The sequence below is a fragment of the Campylobacter insulaenigrae NCTC 12927 genome, from assembly GCF_000816185.1.
In the GTDB taxonomy this organism is placed as follows: domain Bacteria; phylum Campylobacterota; class Campylobacteria; order Campylobacterales; family Campylobacteraceae; genus Campylobacter_D; species Campylobacter_D insulaenigrae.
Map to the genome: position 1 here is coordinate 551,006 of NZ_CP007770.1, position 19,704 is coordinate 570,709.

Below are 19,704 nucleotides of genomic sequence, written 5' to 3' on the forward strand. Positions count from 1 at the left end.
TTGGTATATTTAATTTAAATTTCTTTAATTCTTTGTTGATTTTATTATTACTGAAGTCTAAAAATTTAAAGCTTTTTGTTTCACTATAAAAATAAGTAATATTTTTTAATATTATTAATATGAATATTTTTTAAAATCGGATAAAATAACTATTCTATAAAACAAATTAGGATATATAATGAAACATGATATAAAATTACATCTTACTCAAGAAGATTTAAGAACTGGGCAATACTATGACAAAATTGGAGAACTAATTGCAAAAATATCGAAGATAGAGGATTTAGATGTTAATAATGTGTGCTATATAATTACTTTAGCTGCTCAGAGGTTTTCTGAAATAGTCTAAAATATTCCAAAACAACTTATTTTCGTGGATATTAATGCATATTGCTGATATGCAATATGAAAAATGACTAAAGAAATAAGATAAAGTAAATACTTACTCTAGTAAATATAAGACTTTAAAAAAATTAATTATTATACAGTCTTATTTTAGAATAACATCTATATAGCTTTATGACTTTGAGCTTTACTAGTATCATAAAGCGTTTTTGTATCTAAAGTTAATGTCAAAAGGTTTTTAATTAGTGATAACTAAACCTTTCTGAAGTACTTATTTATCGGGATTTTTTTGATAATTTATGATAGTTCGTAATAGAAGTAATGGTGGATTTAGCAGGACTCGAACCTGCGACCAACCGGTTATGAGCCGGTTGCTCTAACCAACTGAGCTATAAATCCGCCAGAAGTTAAGCTGAAGTCGAAATTATATCTTATTATTCTTAATTTAAATTTAGAATTTAAATTTAACAGCTTTTTCTATATCTAAATATCTAAAAGTAATTAAATTCTGTAAAATTCCAAAAAAGATCATAAATGTCGCAAAAGAACTTCCACCATGACTATAAAAAGGCATAGGAATTCCAACTACTGGTGCAAATCCTATAGTCATAGAAATATTAACTGCTACATATGTAAAAATAAATAAAGCGACACAATTTGTTACAACTCTAGTAAAATAATCATTTTTATGTTTATAATTTAAGCTAAGTAGATGAAAAATTAACAGCGTGTATAGCAAAATAACAACTATAGCTCCAATGAAACCAAATCTTTCAACCGTATATGCAAAAATGAAATCGCTAGTAGAAATAGGTAAAAATTTAAAATGCGTTTGAGTTGCTTCATCGGCTTGTTTACCAGTTAAACCTCCGCTACCTATAGCTATAATAGATTGTTTTACATGGTAGCTTGGCTCTTCTGCTAAGAAATCATGAATTCTTTGCTTTTGATAAGGTTTTAAAAAGTCAGTGTAAATTATAGGAGAAATGACTGCTATAGCTATAAAGATTGAAAGCCAAATTTTATAGTTTGCACCAATGATAAAAATCATTCCAAAGCCAACAATTAATAGTACCAAAGCTGTCCCTAAATCAGGTTCTCCCGCTATAAGAAAAAAAGGCAATAGTATATAAAAGCTTAAATGAGCAAATTGTTTTAAATTATATCCATTTTTAGAAGGTGGATTTTGATGTATTAAATAAGCTAACATCAATATAAAAGATGGTTTAAAAATTTCAGAAGGTTGTATAGTAAAGCCTGTAAAAGGAATTTCAAGCCACCGTCTAGCTCCTAATTTTTCTACACCAAAAATATCTACACTTAAAAGTAAAGCAATATTAACCCAATATAAAATAGGTATTAACCAGACTAATTTTCTCAAAGGTATTAAAAAGAAAAATGCAAATCCGGAAAATCCTATGAGAGTATAAATCAATTGTTTTTCTATTAAACGTTCATTAGCTTCATAAATTAAAAATAATGATATAGCGATGATAGGAAGAATTAATATAGGTTGAACAAAGTCAAAATGAGTTAAAATTCTTCTATCAAGTTTAATCATAAATATCCTTTACAAAATATTATGTAATTATATGCTAAAATTGCAAATTCATCATGAAGGAAATAGAATATGTTTAATTTTTCATCGCTTTATGAAGAAAGACTTGACACTTTACTGAGTGAAATTTTAAAACAAAGCCGCTCTCAAATTTCTAAAATTATAAAAGACAATTGCGTGTGTGTTAATGGAAAAAACATTACTAAAAATTCATTCAAAATAAAATTAAGAGATGAAATTTTTATAACCTTACCCAAGATTCAAAAGCCATCTCAAAACAATGCTTTAGATTTTGATATAGAAATTTTATACGAAGATGAGGATATTTTAATTCTTAATAAAAATCCAAATCTTGTGGTTCATGGAGCAACTAGCGTGAAAGAAGCAACTTTAGTTGACTGGCTTTTATCTAGAGGTTATGCTTTATCGAATTTAAATGGAGAATATAGAGCAGGTCTTGTTCATAGGCTTGATAAAGGTACTAGTGGGGCTATTGTTATAGCGAAAAACAACCAAGCACATCAGTTTTTGGCCAATCAACTTTTAGATAAAAGTATGGGGAGAATTTATATAGCTTTGTGTGATTTAGCTTTGAAAGAAAATAAGATGTCTAATGAAAAAGCTATTATTAGGTGTCCTAATAATAGATTGAAAAAGATTACTACAAATGATATATTCCATCCTAGTGCAAAAAATGCCAAAACTGATTTTTTAAATTTATTACATTCTCAAAATTGTGCATTGATAGCTGCTAAATTGTATACAGGTAGAACACATCAAATTAGAGTTCATTTAGCTGATTTTAATCGATATATTTTAGGTGATCAATTATACGGATATAAAGGAAAAATAAAGTATAATAGAGTAATGCTTCACGCATATTTGATATATTTTGTCCATCCAAAAACTCAAGAGCTTATGTTTATTAAAGCTCCAATTTTTGATGATTTTAGTCAAATTTTAGAAGAAAATTTTAATAAAGGAGAGGTTGATGAAAAAATTTCACTTAACTATCTTAAGCGCTGCTTTGATTTTTAGTGCTTGCAGTACAACTAGCTTGCCAAAAACTGCTCAAATTAACGAAGGATTACCAAAAATTTCTAGTATCAAAAGTATCGGAGATATCACAAGTATAGCATTTGAATGGGAGCCACTATATGATCAAAATATAGCTGGATTTTATATTTATAGAGCAAATTCTATTGGTGCGCCGATGGAGTTAATTGCAAAAATTAATAATAAATTTCAGACCCATTATACAGATACTAATTTGCAACCAAATACTAAGTATTATTATTCTATGAAAACCTATAATGAGCTTGGACAAATTTCACCTGAAGGAGTAAGTATAGAGGCTTATACTACTAGGGTTATCGATCCAGTTCCTTTCGCACAAGCAATTGTTGGTTTGCCAAATCGCGTAAAAATAGTATGGAGACCACATCCTGATTTTAGAGTAAATTCTTATATTATAGAACGTGCTAATATGAAAGATATGAAATTTAAGGAACTAGCTAGAGTCAAAAATCGTTTAAGCGCCGAATATATAGACGATTCTTTAAAACCTGATGAAAGCTTTCAGTATAGAGTTGTAGCTCAAACTTATGATGGGATTAAAAGTGCTCCTAGCCAAGTAGTAGAATCAACTACAAAAGCTTTACCGCCAATGGTTACAAATTTAACTGCAAGTAAAGATTTGCCAAAGAAAATTATTTTAAATTGGGATAAGATAGATTATGCTGATTTTGCATATTATAAAGTTTACTCTGGATCAAATACTTTCTTACCTTTGAGTGTTATTGCTAAAACTGCAGAAAATACTTATGAAGATGTTGTTGATGGAGTGAGTCAAAAAAGATATTATAAAATTAGTATGGTGGATAAAGATGGCCTAGAAAGTCCCTTGATGAATGAAGCGGTAGAAGGTATTACTTTGGGCGCTCCATTGGCTCCAAGTATTATTTTATGTGCTGTTGAGGATGATGGTATAAAAGTAGAATGGATAGATAATGATGATAGAGCACGTGAATATATAGTTAAGAGAAGCGGTGGTGGAAATTCTGCTGTGTTTAAAGAAATTAAATCAAAACAGCTTAAGGATATTACAGCACTTCCTGGAAAAATATATAGCTATGAGGTAATAGCTATTGATGCTAATGGCATTGAATCAAAGCCATCAAATAAATTCACAGCAGCTAAATAATGCCAAATTTTAAGTGCAAGAAAATAAATTTATCTCAACTTCCTTTTGAGCAAGATGGGGTAAAATTTATTTGGTGTGCTCGTGGTGAAAATGTTGATTTGATTTTTACATGTATAGAACAAGAGCGTTTTTTTGTGCAAATTAAACATGATAAGAATAAAAATGAATGGCTTGTTAAAGGTGAAAAACACACTAAACCATCGCAAATAGGTTATTTGCAAAAGGCTTTATTAATATTTAAAGAAAATTTTGCTCAAGATGTTATAAGTGAAGCAGTTGCACTAAAACATACTAGATTATTACAAAAAACTTCTTTGATTGCAAATGATTTAAGAGAGTTGCTTTATAAAATTCAAGATCAAAAAGAAATTTATATAGAAATTGGCTTTGGAAGCGGTAGACATTTGCTTTATCAGGCAAAAAATAATCTCAATGCTTTAATTATAGGAGTTGAAATTTATACTCCAGCACTTGAGCAGGTAGCTAAATTGGCATTAAGTCAAGATATTAAGAATATATTATTAATAAAAACCGATGCGAGGTTGTTATTAAGTATATTAAAATCTAATTTGATAGATAAAATTTTTCTCCATTTTCCTGTACCTTGGGATAAAAAGCCACATCGAAGAGTTGTAGGATTAAATTTTGTAAATGAATGTGCAAGAATTTTAAAAAGTAGTGGAAAATTTGAACTTAGAACAGATAGTTTTTTGTATTTTGATTTTACTTTAAATACTTTTTTAAATTTACCTCGTTTAAGTGCTGTGGTTGATAAAAATAAAAATTTAGAAATTTCAAGTAAATATGAGGATCGTTGGAAAAAACAAAATAAAGATATATATGATTTGAGTATTAGTGGTTTTGAAGAGAAAAAAGAAGAAGAGATAGAAAAAAGATTTGCCATAGAAACTATGAAAATCAATGACAATGATTTGCTGAAAATTAATAAAAAATTTAAAAATGAAGTATTTAAATATGAAGATTTTTTTCTACATTTTGAAAATATTTATAATATTGAAGATGGATTAATTATAAAAATTGCATTTGGGGCATTTTATAAACCAGAACATATGTATATAAAATTAAGTGTTGGTAATGTTGAATTTTTATTTGATTATCCCTTTAAAACTAATGAAAATTTAAAAGCTATAGAAAAATTAAGAGAAATTCTATCTTCTCATGAAGATTAAATATTTTGTTTATAAAAATTGTTTATTATTTGAAAATTTAATTTTAGAGGAAAAGTGATAATGATAGAAGCTAAAAAGCTTTGTCTTGGTTATGATGAATTGGTTATAGAAAATGCTAATTTTTCATTAAAAGATAATGATTTTGTTTTTATTACTGGTAAAAGTGGTAGTGGAAAATCTACTTTGCTAAAATCTTTTTATGGAGATTTGGCACCAATTAGTGGAAAATTGAGAGTTTGTGGCAATGATTTGATTGATATTTCAAATGCTGAATTATTACAATTTAGACAAAAAATTGGCATTATATTTCAAGATTATCGTTTGATTCAGGAATTTAGTGTTGAAAAGAATGTAATGCTTCCTTTGATGATTAAAGGTTATAGTAAAAATATATGTAAAGAACAAGCTGCAAAACTTTTAAAGCATGTAAATTTAACCTTTAAAGCAGATAAAAAACCAGCTCAACTTTCAGGCGGTGAGCAACAGCGTGTCGCTATGGCAAGAGCTCTGGCACATAATCCTAAATTGCTTTTATGCGATGAACCAACTGGAAATTTAGATGAATATTCTTCAGATATAATTTGGACTTTATTAAAATCGGCAAGAGAATTGCTTGGAACTTGTGTGGTAGTAGTTACTCATAGAATTCCTACTAATTTAAGACTTGAATATCGTCGTTTTAACATAGAAAATGGGAGAATGAATGAAATCTTTTAAAAACCATCTTTCTTTAATTTTTGCTTTGATAGTTATGATGTTTGCTTTTGAATTTTTGATTATAACTAATAAAACTATAGAGCATTATGAAAACTTAGTCAATAAAGATTATAATATTATTGTTGTATCTAAAACAATTTTAGATAAAAATAATATTCAAAAACAAGTCAAAGAATTCAAATCGATGGATACTTTAGATCCAAGTTTGATGCTTGATAGACTTAAAAATGATATTTCGCAAAAAAATTTAGAAGTTTTAAAAGCAACTTTACCTAAATTTTATACTCTTAAGCTAGATCGATTGCTTTCTTATAAAGAGCTTGAAGATCTTAAAGAAAAACTTTTGCAAAATTCTAATATATTAAAAGTAGAAACTTTTGCCAAAACTCACACAAAAATTTACAAACTACTTGTTTTGGTTAAATTTTTACTTTGGTTTTTCTTGTTTATTATTATTTTATTAAGCTTTGTGTTATTATTTAAGCAGATGAAAATATGGTTTTTTGAACATACCCAAAGAATAGAAATTATGTGTTTGTTTGGTGCACCTTTTTGGTTTAGATCATTGATGCTTTATAAAGTAATTTTGATTGATTGTTTGATTGCATTTTTAATTTTACTTTTATTTTTTACTCAACTATATGATCTTCAGTCAATTAAAATAACTTTGCAAAGTGTAGATATAAATTTGCCTAAAATAAATATATTTGCCAATTTGTTTTTAATTTTTATAATAATGTTGGTTCTTTGTTTCCTATGTGTAAGTTTTGTAATGCTTAGGGTTAGAAAATGAAAAAATACATTTTCTTATTTTTCTTTGTTTTTTTATTAGCACACTCTGATGAAATTACTCAAAAACAAAAAGATATAAAAGAAAATGAAAGGATTGTTAAGCAGCTTTCTAAAAAACTTGAAGATTTAGCTGGTGAAATTTTAGATAATGAGAAAAATTTAAAAAAAATTGCTAGTGAGATCAACCTTTTAAATGGTAAAACTTTAAAACTTGAAAATTCTGTTAAAACTCAGATTAAAGCTTTGGAGCAATTAAACAATCAAAATAAAGATTTGTTAAAAAATAAAAATCAAATTGAGGGAAAATTGATCGATTTAATTGCTAAAGATTTTGCTTATGATTTAGCTATACCCCAAAATTATATAGAAAGCGAAGATGGTATTATTGCTTTAGAGATAATAGGAAATTTAGATAAAATTTTTAATGAGGAATTTTTAAAAATTTCTAAAGATTATGAAGATATTAATAAAAAAATTGAAGATAAGGAAAATCAAATTGCTGTTATTAATACCAGTTTAAAGGAATATAAAAATCAAATAGACGAATTACGTAATTTAAGAAAAAAACAAGAAGTTGAAATTGCAAAACAAAAAACGGATAAGGAAATTTATACAAGAAAACTATCTTCATTACAAGTACAACAACAAGAATTGAGAAAAACTCTTAATCAATTAAAGATCATTCAGGAAAAACAAGAAGAAAAAGTGGTTCAAAAGCAAGAAGATAATAAGGAAAAAAATAATATAAAACAGATAGGATCAAGCTTTCAAACAAGTAATGTAAAGCGTTATGTTGGGGCAAAAACTATTTCACCTTTAGAGTCTTATACTGTAAAACAACAATTTGGTAATTATGTTGATCCAATTTATAATATAAAAATTTACAATGAAAATGTTGTTTTAAAGAGTACTAATCCTGATGCTGCAGTAAGAAATGTTTTAGATGGTAAAATAGTTTTTGCTAAAGCAACACCAACTTTAAAAAAAGTTGTAATCGTAGAAAATAAAGAAGGAATTCATACTATTTATGCCCATTTAGATAAAATCGCTCCAGGCGTTAAAGTGGGAAGAAATATTAAAAAAGGTTATATTATAGGCAGAGTAGAAAGTGATTTGACATTTGAAGTAACTCAAAAAAATTATCATATAAATCCCTTGGAAATGATTAGATAAATTAGTTTTTTTTAATACGATTTTTGATATAGTTTTGCACATTGAAGGAGAATCTAATGAGTCGCAAAGGAAAAAGAGTTTTAGTTAAATTTTCTGGGGAAGCTTTAGCTGGAGAAAATGGATTTGGTATTGAGAATTCTATTTTGAAATATATAGCTTCTGAAATTAAAAGTTTAAGAAATGAAGGTGTTGAAGTAGGCATAGTTATTGGTGGTGGAAATATTATAAGAGGAGTTTCAGCTGCAAGAGATGGACTTATAAAAAGAACTAGCGGTGATCATATGGGTATGCTAGCGACTGTTATAAATTCTATAGCTATGCAAGAAGCGCTAGAAAGTGCTGGGTTAGATGTAAGAGTGCAAAGTGCTATACAGATGGAAGCTTTTTGTGAAACTTATATTATGAGAAGAGCACATAGACACTTAGAAAAAGGACGAATTGTTATCTTTGCATGTGGAACTGGTAATCCTTATTTTACCACTGATACTGCTGCGACACTGAGAGCTGTTGAGATTGATGCAGATGTTATTATAAAAGCAACTAAGGTTGATGGAATTTATGATAAAGATCCTAAAAAGTTTGAAGATGCCATTATGCTGAATGAATTAAGCTATGAGAGAGCTTTACATGATAATATAAAAGTTATGGATGATACAGCTATTGCTTTAGCAAAAGATAATGCTTTGCCTATTATAGTATGCAATATGTTTAAAGAAGGAAATTTACTTAAAATCATTCAAGGCGATATGAGTTTATGCTCTATTGTTAAAAATTAATTAAAAGGATTATATATGAGAATAGAACAAGTAGCTGCACAAGCACTTAAAAAAATGAAAGATGATAGATATAAATTGGCCTTAGTTGTAGCAAAAAGAGCTGAGGAGCTTGCAAATGGATCTGAACCATTAGTAAATTTAGATAAAAATAAATATAAATATACTGATATTGCCTTATATGAAATTGCTGAAGATAAAATTGTTTTAGAGGGTTTTATTGAAACTAGTAAATGATGAGTTGTTGTTAGATAAACTTGTTGAAGACATTAAAAATTGTAAAAACTTGCAAAGAGCTAAGGAAATACTTTTTATGGTATTTCCAGAATCTGATATTCTTAAAAAAGCTGTAGAAATTTGTATTCACAAGCACGATAAGCAATTTAGAAAAAGTGGAGAACCATACGCGGTTCATCCTATATTAGTAGCATCTTTTGTTGCATTTTTAAGTCCGGTTGAATCTATGATTATAGCGGCGTTATTGCATGATGTATTAGAAGATACAGATTATAGTGAATCTGAATTGATAGCTAATTTTGGAGAGGAAGTTGCTAAACTAGTGCAGGGGTTGACAAAGATTGTAAGTATAAGAGAGGATCATTTGATACGCTCAGGTTCTAATGAAAAACTTGCAAAATCTGCTTTAACTTTTAGAAATATGCTTTTGGTTGGTGTTGAAGATGTCAGTGTTTTGGTGATTAAACTTTGCGATAGATTGCACAATATGCTTACATTGAGCTATCTAAGAGAAGATAAACAAAAAAGAATAAGTGAAGAAACTTTGGTTGTATATGCTCCTATTGCACATAGATTAGGAATTTCTAGCATAAAAAACTTACTTGAAGATTTGAGTTTTAAATTTTTATTACCTGAAGAATTTGCTCAAATTGATAATTATATTAATTCAAAGGACCAACAAATTCAACTTGGTTTTAATGAATTTATTACTAAAATAGAAATGTTGTTTTTAAAGAATGGATTTAGACAAGGTAGTTTTATTATACATAAAAGAATTAAGCATAATTATTCTATTTATTTAAAGATGCAAAGAAAGGGTGTTGAATTAGATGAGGTTTTAGATCTTTTAGGTGTGAGAATTTTGGTCGAAAATATACACGATTGTTATTTGGCTTTGGGAATTTTACATACACATTTTAACCCTTTAATTTCAAGATTTAAAGATTACATAGCTTTACCTAAGCAAAATGGATATCAAACTTTGCATACAACACTTTTTGATGCAAAAAATATTATTGAAGCTCAAATTCGTACATTCGATATGCATAAAACTGCTGAATTTGGAGTTGCAGCACATTGGAAATATAAAGAAGGTAATATTGCTACCCCAAATTTAGATTGGCTTGCAGATATATCAATGCATGGAAAAGATAGCGATGATGTTCAAAATTATGATGCTATAGAGCTTTATGAGTATGCTAAGGATAGTTTATACATAGAAGATATTGCAGTGTATTCTCCAAAAGGTGAAATTTTTACGCTTCCAAGAGGGGCTACTGCGTTAGATTTTGCCTATGAGGTCCATACAAAAATAGGACTTCATGCTAAAACTGCTTTTGTAAATCGTGTGAGAGTGCCGCTTTTAACTGTTCTTAAAAATGGTGATATTGTAAGTATTGAAACATCTGAAGATGAGTTTTTTAGATGTTCTTGGATAGATAGTGTTAAAACAGGAAAAGCAAGAGCAAGCATAAGAGATTTTTGTAAACAAAAAAAGAAAGAACTTAATAATAAAATAGCCATAAATCTTCTCGCGACTGTATTTAGTAAGGATGCAAAATTAATTGAAGAATGGTTGAGAAATGAAAAATTTAGTAAAAAATTAAGACAGATAGCCTTAGATTTTAATTATTTTAAAGAAGTAGTGGTGTGTCTTAGAAAATATATGGAGCCTCATCAAATTACTACATTTGAACAAAAAGAGCAAAAATTTGAAAGTATAGTTATTGGTTCAAATTACAAAATTACTACTATAAATTTTGATTATTGCTGTAGACCTAAAAGAGGAGACGAGATTATTGCTTTTAGGCATTCTACAGGAGTAACAATTCATCATAAATTATGTGAACATGCTATGAAAATGATAGATGAAAATAAAGAAATGGTATTTGTTACATGGAATGATAGTTCTATAAAAAGTTACAAGATTATTGTTTCTATAGAAAATAAAAAAGGTTTCTTAGCTGAATTTTTAACTACATTAGCTAAAATGCAAATTAATCTTCTTAATATCAATTCAGCTGATTCTGAATCGGTTTTAGCTAATTATTTTGAAATTCATGTAGAGTTTCCAAATAATATTGATGTGGAGAATATTAAAGAAAGATTGAAAGCTAAATATAAAATTTTAGATTTTATTTCTTTAAATGATGCATATAATAATCACTAAAAAAGGTTTTCTAATGAATTTTAATGAAATTTTAGAAGAAGTTAAAAGAGGAACATCTGAAATTATTGATGAAGCAAAACTTTCACAATTAATAAAAAATTATTATGAAAAAGGTGAGAATTTTTTTGTAAAAGCAGGATTTGACCCAACAGCTGCTGATTTGCATTTGGGTCATACTGTGGTTTTAAGTAAAATGGCATTTTTGCAAAAACATGGTGCAATTGTGCAATTTTTAATAGGTGATTTTACTGCTCAAATAGGTGATCCTACCGGAAAAAGCGTCACAAGAAAAAAACTTGATAAAGAAGAAGTTTTGAAAAATGCTAAAACTTATGAAGAACAAGTTTTTAAAATTTTAGATCCAAATAAAACACAAATTTATTTTAATTCTAAGTGGCTTAATGAGCTTGGTGCCACAGGAATTGTGGAATTAACATCGACGCTTAGTGTTGCAAGAATGCTTGAAAGAGATGATTTTTCTAAGCGTTTCAAGGAGCAAAGTCCTATTTCTATTTGTGAATTTTTATATCCTTTATTACAAGGATATGATAGTGTTGCATTAAAAAGTGATATAGAAATAGGTGGAACAGATCAGAAATTTAATCTTTTAATGGGTAGACAGCTACAAAGAATTTACAATACATCTAAAGAACAAGCAGTTGTAATGATGCCGTTGCTTGAGGGTTTAGATGGTGTTAACAAAATGAGTAAAAGTCTAGGAAATTATATAGGTGTTACAGAAGAAGCTAAAGATATGTATGCTAAAATTTTAAGTATTAGTGATGATTTAATGTTTAGATATTATGAGCTTTTAAGTCAGAAAAAATTAAGTCAGATTAAACAAATAGAATCTGAAATTAAAGAAGGGGTGTTACATCCTAAAAAAGCCAAAGAAGAATTAGCTTTGGAAATTGTTACTCGTTTTTATGATGAAAAATGTGCTTTAAAAGCTAAAGAAGAATTTGATAAAATCCATAGCAATAAAGAATTGCCAAGTGATATAGAATGTTTTACATTAAAGGGTGAGATTTGGCTTGCAAAGGCTATAGTAGAATGCAAAATGGAAAATTCAACTTCCGCTGCTAGAAGGTTAATTCTTGCGAATGCAGTAAGTATTAATGGCAAAAAAATACAAGATGAGCAGTATCATCTTAGCGAAGGTGAATATATATTACAAGTTGGAAAAAGAAAATTTGCTAAAATAAAGGTAGAAAAATGAGTTTTAAGGCTCTAAAAATTGGAAAACATGAAATAAAATATCCTATCTTTCAAGGTGGAATGGGTCTAGGAATTAGCTGGGATAAATTAGCTTCGGCAGTTTCTCTAAATGGTGGTTTAGGAATTATATCTTCGGTTGGAACTGGATATTATGAAAATAGAACACATATAGACAAAGAATTTAATGCAAAACCTTATGGAAGTGATAATTTTTATTCAAAAGAAGGATTAAGAGCTTTAATTAATAATGCTAGAAAGGTGTGTGGTGATGCACCTCTTGGATGTAATATTTTATACGCAAGCAATAATTACGCTCAAATAGCTCATAATGCTTGTGAGCTTGGCTTTAATGTGATTGTATCAGGTGCTGGACTTCCTACTAATTTGCCTGAATTTACTAAAGATTATCCTGATGTTGCCTTGGTACCTATAGTTTCTTCAGCTAAAGCTTTAAAAATTATTTGTAAAAGATGGCAAAGTAGATATAATCGCCTACCTGATGCTGTTATTGTGGAAGGACCTAAAAGCGGTGGTCATCAAGGCTTTACTTATGAACAGTGTTTAATGGATGAATATCAATTAGAAAATATTGTCCCGCAAGTAGCTGATGAAATAAAAAATTGGGGTGATATTCCCTTGATAGCAGCTGGTGGTATCTGGGATAAAAAAGATATTGAAAATATAATGTCTTTAGGAGCAAATGGCGTGCAAATGGGAACTCGTTTTATAGGAACTTTTGAGTGTGATGCGAGTGATGATTTTAAACAAATTTTATTAGATTGTAAAAAAGAGGATATAGAATTATTAAAATCACCTGTTGGATATCCTGCAAGAGGGGTAAGGACAAATTTATTAGATCTTGTTGATAAAAGAAGTGGTCCAAAAATTAATTGTGTGAGTAATTGTGTTGCACCATGTGGTAGAGGTAAAGAGGCGACAAAAGTGGGATATTGTATTGCTGATAGACTTTATGATGCTTGGAGTGGTAAAAAAGATACAGGATTATTTTTTACAGGTGCAAATGGCTATAGATTAGATAAATTAATTAGTGTTGAAGAATTAATTAAAAAATTAGTTTATGGTGAAGATGCTTAGACTTTTTTCGTTTTTAATATTTTTTTATACAAGTGTATTATTTGTAAGCACTGCTTCTGCAAATTTTGAAGTTAAAAATTTTGATAAATCCTTTTTAACTTCTAATTCCGAAGAAAAACTATTGTTGCATCAGCAGTTAAAATCTTTATATATTCAAAGTGTTATTAATGACAATGAAGAAGAAAAAAAAGAGATTTTAAAAAGATTAATTATAAGTTCAAATTCTTTAGGATTTGATGATAAGGCTTATGTTGATGAATTAAAAGATGGGGGTTTTAGCGAAGCAGAAATTTTAAAGTTAAAGAATGCCCTAGAAGTTATTCAAGATCAAAAAATACAAACTAGTAAAATAATTAAAGAAAATAGTGCCCAAGATAAAAAAGAAGATAAAAAAGAAGATAAAAAAGAAGATAAAAAAGAAGATAAAAAAGAAGATAAAAAAGAAGATAAAAAAGAAGATAAAAAAGAAGATAAAAAAGAAATTTTTGCCATAAATGCAAAAAAAATAAACAATGGAATTTTATTAAATTTAAATGATAAAATTAGTCAAAAAGATATTAAAAATTTTACTTTAAAAGGTGATAATAATTTTCGTTATGTTGCTGATTTTGATGGAATACTTAAAGGCAATAAACAAAATTTTCAATTTCAAGATTTTGATATTATAGTTTCTCAATTTAATCCTCAGACTATTCGTTTGGTTTTATCATCAAAAAAAGAATTAGATATTAAAATAGAGCTTGATGAGTCAACTCTTTTTATGGGACTTAATAAAAAAGAAATAAAACAGATTAGTCCAGCTCAAACACAAAAATTAAAACAAAAAAATGAATCTTTGTATGTTTTAAAATCAAATAAGGAAAAAAATGGTATTAAATTAAAATTAGATAATGAAATAGATTTTGAAAATGTAAAGGTTAATTCATTTAAAGATGGAAAGATTTATAGATCTATTGTCAGTTTTGAGGCTATTTTAGAAGGTGATAGAAAAAAATATGATATAAATAATCAACAATCAATAACCATTGTTCAATATGATAAAAAAACAATAAGAGTCGTACTTACTTCATCTAAAGATTTTAAAACAAATTTAGATTTAGATGATGATGAATTATTTATAGGATTTGAAAAAAATCTTAAGTTAAAAAATGATGTAAAAACAAAAAAAACTACTAAAAAAATAGGAAAAGTGATTGTTATTGATCCAGGACATGGAGGAAAAGATCCTGGTACTTTAGGCGATAAAAATGTTAAAGAAAAAGATATTGTTTTAAGTGTTGCTTTGAAACTAGGCAATGAGCTTAAAAAAAGAGGTTATAAAATTTATTATACAAGAAGTACAGATAAATTTATAAATTTACGAGATAGGACTTCTATGGCAAATGAAAAAATGGCAGATTTGTTTGTTTCTATACACGCTAATGCAGCACCAAATAAACAAAGAGCTCAAACTTTGCAAGGTATAGAAACTTTCTTTTTATCTCCTGCAAGAAGTGAAAGAAGTAAAAAAGCCGCAGAATTAGAAAATCAATCTAATTTCGAGGAAATGAATTATTTTTCAAAACAAACATTTTTAAATTTTTTAAATCGTGAGAAAATAGTAGCATCTAATAAGCTTGCTATTGATGTTCAAAAAAGTATTTTGAGCAATGTGAGAAAAAAATATAAAGTTGTAGATGGTGGGGTTAGAGAAGCTCCTTTTTGGGTTTTGGTTGGAGCACAAATGCCTGCAATTTTAATTGAAACAGGATATATTAGCCATCCAAGTGAAAGAGCAAGATTAGTTAATAAAAATTTTCAAGATCTTTTAGCTGTTGGTATTGCTAATGGTATCGAAAGTTATTTTTATAAAAATCAATGAATTATGCAAACATCATAATTAAAGAAGATTCTGTTTTTTCTTTGGATTTTGAAGATTATTATTTTAATTCTAAAGATGGAATAAATGAAAGTTCTTATGTTTATACTAATGCTTTTGAATTCAATAAAGAACAGATTATTGTTTCAGAGTTGGGATTTGGTATAGGCTTAAATTTTTTTCTTACCTTAAAACGTTTTTTAGCTGAAAAAAAGTCAAATCAGCGACTTTTTTATGTAAGTTTTGAGAATTTTTATATAAGTAAAGAACAATTAAGAGATATTTATAAAAAATTAAATTTCTATGATGAATTTAAAAACGAATTAGAACTATTTTTGAAATATTATCCACCTTGTAAAAATGGTATTTATAGATTTTATTTTGATGGGTGTTTTTTAGATTTAGTTTTTGGTGATATTAAAGAAACTTTGCAACAAGTAAATTTTGAAGCAAATGTATGGTATTTAGATGGTTTTGCTCCATCTAAAAATTATGATATGTTTAAAGAAGATACTATTTATCATGTAGCAAGAAATTCTGCAATTAAAGCAAGAATTTTAACTTTTTCTGCTGCTAGTTCACTAAGAAAAACCTTGCAAAAATATAATTTTAGTGTTTATAAGGTTAAAGGCTTTAAAAAAAGAGAGATGATTCAAGCTATATTTGATGGTTATGAATATGAGGATATGCATGCTTATTTTCATACTCCCTCTTTAAAAAGAAAAGTTAAAAATGTAGCAATTATAGGTGCTGGTATAGCTGGTGCTAGTTTAGCATATGAATTATCCTTAAGAAACTGCTGTATTGATATTTTTGAAAAAGAAAACGATGTTGCTAAAGGAGCTTCTGGTAATATTAGTGGTATATTAAGTTCATTAATTTTAAAGCCACAAGTTTTATTAGGGGAATTTTCTCAATATTCTTTTTTGGAGGCGAGTAGGTTTTATCAACAAAATTTAAATTTAAAGCCTCAAGGAGTATATGAATTTGCACATAATGATTTAATGCAAGAGCGTTTTGATTCTCAAAAGGATAATATTTTATTTGATGTTGAACACAATAGAGCTTTTTTAAAAGATGGTATATGTGTTAAACCACAAGAAATCGTAAAAACGATGATATCTAAAAGTAAAGCAAAAGTTTTTTTACAATATGAATTTGAAGATTATTGTTATGAAAATAATCAATTCACATTAAAATTTAAAAACATAAATCATTGTAAAAAATATGATGTTTTAATTTATGCTCAAGGTGCAAATGCTAAAGATTTTGTTGATTATTCTTATATGCAACTTAGCCGAGTAAGGGGTCAATGTACCCATTTGAAACCTTTTTTAAATACTCAGTATGCACTTTCATCTAAAGCATATATATGTCCTATGAATGAACATGTAAATATGCAATTAATTGGTGCAAGTTATGATAGATTAAATCAAAACTCTGAAATTTCAATAAAAGATAATATTCAAAATTTAAATAATATCCAAGAATTTATCGATCATAATACTAGATTAGAGATTGTTGGTGCTAAAGTTGGTTTTAGATCTTATTCTAGTGATAGATTTGCCATAATTGGACAAATTTACGATGAGAAATTTTATTTACAGCATTATAAAGCGTTATTATGGCATAAAAATAAAAAACAAATTCAGCCAGAAGTATTTTTACCACTATACTTATCTATAGCCCATGGTTCAAGAGCTTTTGCGAGTGCGATTATTGCTTCGAGGTTAATTTGCTCTTTGATTTTTAGTGAACCACAAATAGAAAAAAGGTTTTTGCATGCTTTGCATCCTGCTAGATTTTTAATTAGAAAACTAAAAAAAGGATTGATTTGAATACAATATTAATTTTTAAGTATTATAGTAGGGAAAAAATTAAGATTAGAAGATGAAAATAAAATTTATGATTTTAGCTTTTTGTAAACTTTGTTTTGGTGCAAGTTTAGAGGAAAGTTTAAATATTGATACTAATGTTAGTGTAAAGAAGGAATCAAATAAAGAAGTATCTAAGCAAGTATTTTTTTCCAAGCCAAAGGAATATCATCAAGAACAAGGTGTCGATTTTGATACTTTTGCTACTAATTCTTTAGCCTCTGTTTTAAATTTAAGTTCATCAGATCAAACACAGGCAAGTGTTGATTTTAATGCACTTAATGTAAATATTAAAAACATTAATTCTTTGATTGATTATGATAATGCTGTTTTGCTTTTTGAAAAACAATTAAGAGTTAATCAAAACGAACAAGCTTATTCAGCAGGTTTTATTAATCGCTACACCTTTGATCAGTTTAATTTTGGTTTTAATTTTTTTAATGATCAATATAGCGAACTTAATGCAAAAAAAAGCATTGGTACAGAATTTCAATTTAGTAAAATATTTAAAGCTTATGCTAATCATTATAGTGTATCTGATCATGAAAGTGATAATAGTACAGAATTAGGAGTTGTTTTTGATTTACCTTATGTAAATATGGTTAATGTTAATACAAATATCAAAGAAACTCAAAAACAATATAATATTATTTATTCTCCTCTTTCAATTATAGATCTTTCTCTTAATTATCAAGATGAAAAAATAGCAAAAGATCAAACTGCTATGTGGATAAAATTTAAATTTAGTTATGAAAAAGATTTTATGCAACAAATATATCAAAGCTGGTATAATCAAAATGGAATTTCTAAATTTAATAAATATGATTTTGCAACAAGAAATTATTAATTTTTAAAGCGCATGATATCATTGTAGGTTACAAAAATCATTAAGGTTAAAAGTAAAGCCATTCCAATATAGTTTAAATACTCAAAACATATACGAGGAACTTCTTTTCTAAAAATTAATTCATAGAGATTAAAAAGTATATGTCCTCCATCTAAAGCAGGAATTGGTAACAAATTTAATACCCCAAGATTAATGGAGATAAGAGCAGTAATTAAAAATAATACAACTATTCCGCTATGAGTTGCTTTGGAAGTTATATCGACCATGGTTATTATACCGCCCATATTTTTTGGATCAAGTTCCCCACTTATAATTTTTGCTAAACCTTTAAATATAAGCAATGAGGCATCTAAACTTTCATTATAAGCATATTTTATACTAGATAAACCTTGATGATAAATAGTGACGAATTCATTTTTTGGAGCAATTCCAATCAATGGTTTTTGAATTTTTTGATAGAATTCATTATATCCTTCATCCATTTGTGGTGTTAGTTGAGTGTTAAAAATATATCCATTTCTTTCTATGGTTAAAGTGGTTTTATTAAGACTAATTAATTTACTAATTTCTTCAAAATTTTGAATTTTAATCCCATTTATAGCAAGAATTTTATCATTGATTTGTAGATTTGCTTTGCTTGCAGCAGAATTGGGTGCTATGTGACCGATAATGGGAGCTATCTTTTGTACTCCTAAAAAAGCAATAACAATATATAATAAAAATGCTAGAAAAAAATTAAAAAAAGGTCCAGCAAATAATATATATATTTTTTGTAAAGGTTTTAAAGTGCTGTAGTTATGCTGTTTGAAATCTTGATTAGCAGGGTTAAGGTCATCTTGACCTTTCAATTTTACATATCCTCCAAATGGTAAAGCTGAAATGCGATATTCAGTATTTTTGTAAAATTTAGAGTAAATCGCTTTTCCAAAACCTATACTAAAAATTTCTACATCAACTTTCATATGTCTTGCTGCTAAAAAATGTCCCAATTCGTGAAAAAAAATTAGAAAAGATAAAATAAAAAGTGTGATTAAAAAACTAAATGAATAAAATTTTAATCCAATTGCAAGAATAATAAACAAAAAAATATATGATTTCAAAATTATCCTTTTGATTTGATATGTTTCATATAAGCTAAGATATATTCACAACCAGAATAAAGTGTTAAAATCAGTGCTAGCAAAAGCAATTCATGAGCGAAAGGCCATTCCATAATCAAAAATATAATAGAAATAATTTGAAATGTTGTTTTGATTTTTCCTGCAAATGAGGCACTAACATCAAATTGCTCACTTACCATAATAACTCTAAAACCTGTAATAAAAAATTCTCTCACTAGTATAACGTAAATTACCCATGGGTCGGCTTTGTGTGTAAGTAATAGCCCTAAAAATGCAGCCAGAATTAACATTTTATCTGCTAAAGGATCGATGATTGATCCTAATTTAGTTGTCTGATTCCACATTCTTGCGATATAACCATCAAAAAAATCAGTAAGTGCGGCGACACTAAATATCACACAAGCAAAATAATTAATCCAGCTAGGATGAATGCCTTCAAAATCATTAATAAGTAAAAAAAATAAAATCGGCGAAAGCAATATCCTGATAATAGCTAGAATATTAGGTAAATTCATTAACAAAAAACCTTAACC

At 27.6% G+C, this 19,704-nt stretch carries 18 protein-coding genes and 1 tRNA gene; 15 read left to right on the top strand and 4 right to left on the bottom strand.

Features of this window, described 5'->3' with window-relative positions; translation table 11 throughout:
- Positions 1–178 precede the first annotated feature (178 nt).
- On the top strand, positions 179–349 hold the full coding sequence (locus tag CINS_RS07855) for a hypothetical protein (protein WP_158336216.1): 171 nt from the start codon (positions 179–181) through the stop codon (positions 347–349).
- Positions 350–667: 318 nt separating this feature from the next.
- Here the strand turns inward: CINS_RS07855 and CINS_RS02900 are convergent.
- Together CINS_RS02900 and CINS_RS02905 are read right to left on the bottom strand one after the other, a co-directional pair.
- A tRNA-Ile gene (locus CINS_RS02900) sits at positions 668–744 on the bottom strand.
- 52 nt (positions 745–796) lie between these two features.
- Positions 797–1,906, bottom strand: coding sequence for an FtsW/RodA/SpoVE family cell cycle protein (locus tag CINS_RS02905; RefSeq protein WP_039649687.1), 1,110 nt, complete (start codon positions 1,904–1,906; stop codon positions 797–799).
- Positions 1,907–1,975: 69 nt separating this feature from the next.
- On the opposite strand from CINS_RS02905, the gene CINS_RS02910 reads away from it, so the two are divergent.
- The 14 genes from CINS_RS02910 to CINS_RS02975 are packed head-to-tail and all read left to right on the top strand — an operon-like array spanning position 1,976 to position 18,050.
- Positions 1,976–2,941 (top strand): RluA family pseudouridine synthase, encoded by a 966-nt coding sequence (locus tag CINS_RS02910; RefSeq protein ID WP_039649689.1) that lies wholly within the window; start codon positions 1,976–1,978, stop codon positions 2,939–2,941.
- Positions 2,895–4,106, top strand: coding sequence for a fibronectin type III domain-containing protein (locus CINS_RS02915; protein WP_039649692.1), 1,212 nt, complete (start codon positions 2,895–2,897; stop codon positions 4,104–4,106). Before CINS_RS02910 ends, CINS_RS02915 begins: the two co-directional genes overlap by 47 nt.
- Positions 4,106–5,296, top strand: a complete 1,191-nt coding sequence (gene trmB, locus CINS_RS02920; RefSeq protein WP_039649694.1) for a tRNA (guanosine(46)-N7)-methyltransferase TrmB — start codon at positions 4,106–4,108, stop codon at positions 5,294–5,296. The genes CINS_RS02915 and trmB overlap by 1 nt, the downstream gene beginning before the upstream one ends.
- A 60-nt stretch (positions 5,297–5,356) precedes the next feature.
- Positions 5,357–6,013 (top strand): cell division ATP-binding protein FtsE, encoded by a 657-nt coding sequence (locus CINS_RS02925; RefSeq protein WP_039649695.1) that lies wholly within the window; start codon positions 5,357–5,359, stop codon positions 6,011–6,013.
- Positions 6,000–6,806 carry an FtsX-like permease family protein gene (locus CINS_RS02930; RefSeq protein ID WP_039649698.1) on the top strand — a complete coding sequence of 269 codons (807 nt, stop codon included), beginning with the start codon at positions 6,000–6,002 and terminating at the stop codon, positions 6,804–6,806. The genes CINS_RS02925 and CINS_RS02930 overlap by 14 nt, the downstream gene beginning before the upstream one ends.
- Positions 6,803–7,978: a murein hydrolase activator EnvC family protein gene (locus CINS_RS02935; protein WP_039649700.1), complete on the top strand. Its 1,176-nt coding sequence runs from the start codon at positions 6,803–6,805 to the stop codon at positions 7,976–7,978. The genes CINS_RS02930 and CINS_RS02935 overlap by 4 nt, the downstream gene beginning before the upstream one ends.
- A 56-nt stretch (positions 7,979–8,034) precedes the next feature.
- On the top strand, positions 8,035–8,754 hold the full coding sequence (pyrH, locus tag CINS_RS02940; protein WP_039649702.1) for a UMP kinase: 720 nt from the start codon (positions 8,035–8,037) through the stop codon (positions 8,752–8,754).
- A 15-nt stretch (positions 8,755–8,769) separates the two neighbouring features.
- Positions 8,770–8,988, top strand: a complete 219-nt coding sequence (locus CINS_RS02945; RefSeq protein ID WP_039649704.1) for a DNA-directed RNA polymerase subunit omega — start codon at positions 8,770–8,772, stop codon at positions 8,986–8,988.
- Complete coding sequence (locus CINS_RS02950; RefSeq protein WP_039649706.1) at positions 8,972–11,158, top strand: RelA/SpoT family protein; 2,187 nt, start codon at positions 8,972–8,974, stop codon at positions 11,156–11,158. The genes CINS_RS02945 and CINS_RS02950 overlap by 17 nt, the downstream gene beginning before the upstream one ends.
- Positions 11,159–11,171: 13 nt before the next feature.
- Positions 11,172–12,377, top strand: coding sequence for a tyrosine--tRNA ligase (gene tyrS / locus CINS_RS02955; RefSeq protein WP_039649708.1), 1,206 nt, complete (start codon positions 11,172–11,174; stop codon positions 12,375–12,377).
- Positions 12,374–13,471: a nitronate monooxygenase gene (locus CINS_RS02960; protein WP_039649710.1), complete on the top strand. Its 1,098-nt coding sequence runs from the start codon at positions 12,374–12,376 to the stop codon at positions 13,469–13,471. Before tyrS ends, CINS_RS02960 begins: the two co-directional genes overlap by 4 nt.
- Positions 13,464–15,332 carry an N-acetylmuramoyl-L-alanine amidase gene (locus CINS_RS02965; protein WP_039649711.1) on the top strand — a complete coding sequence of 623 codons (1,869 nt, stop codon included), beginning with the start codon at positions 13,464–13,466 and terminating at the stop codon, positions 15,330–15,332. The genes CINS_RS02960 and CINS_RS02965 overlap by 8 nt, the downstream gene beginning before the upstream one ends.
- Positions 15,329–17,167, top strand: a complete 1,839-nt coding sequence (gene mnmC / locus CINS_RS02970; protein ID WP_039649712.1) for a bifunctional tRNA (5-methylaminomethyl-2-thiouridine)(34)-methyltransferase MnmC2/FAD-dependent 5-carboxymethylaminomethyl-2-thiouridine(34) oxidoreductase MnmC1 — start codon at positions 15,329–15,331, stop codon at positions 17,165–17,167. The genes CINS_RS02965 and mnmC overlap by 4 nt, the downstream gene beginning before the upstream one ends.
- 52 nt (positions 17,168–17,219) lie before the next feature.
- Positions 17,220–18,050 (top strand): inverse autotransporter beta-barrel domain-containing protein, encoded by an 831-nt coding sequence (locus CINS_RS02975; RefSeq protein WP_039649713.1) that lies wholly within the window; start codon positions 17,220–17,222, stop codon positions 18,048–18,050.
- On the opposite strand, the gene rseP is transcribed toward CINS_RS02975, so the two are convergent.
- Positions 18,047–19,150: an RIP metalloprotease RseP gene (rseP, locus tag CINS_RS02980; RefSeq protein ID WP_039649714.1), complete on the bottom strand. Its 1,104-nt coding sequence runs from the start codon at positions 19,148–19,150 to the stop codon at positions 18,047–18,049. The genes CINS_RS02975 and rseP overlap by 4 nt on opposite strands.
- Positions 19,151–19,152: 2 nt before the next feature.
- Positions 19,153–19,686: a CDP-diacylglycerol--glycerol-3-phosphate 3-phosphatidyltransferase gene (gene pgsA / locus CINS_RS02985; protein WP_039649716.1), complete on the bottom strand. Its 534-nt coding sequence runs from the start codon at positions 19,684–19,686 to the stop codon at positions 19,153–19,155.
- Between the last annotated feature and the right edge of the window lie 18 nt (positions 19,687–19,704).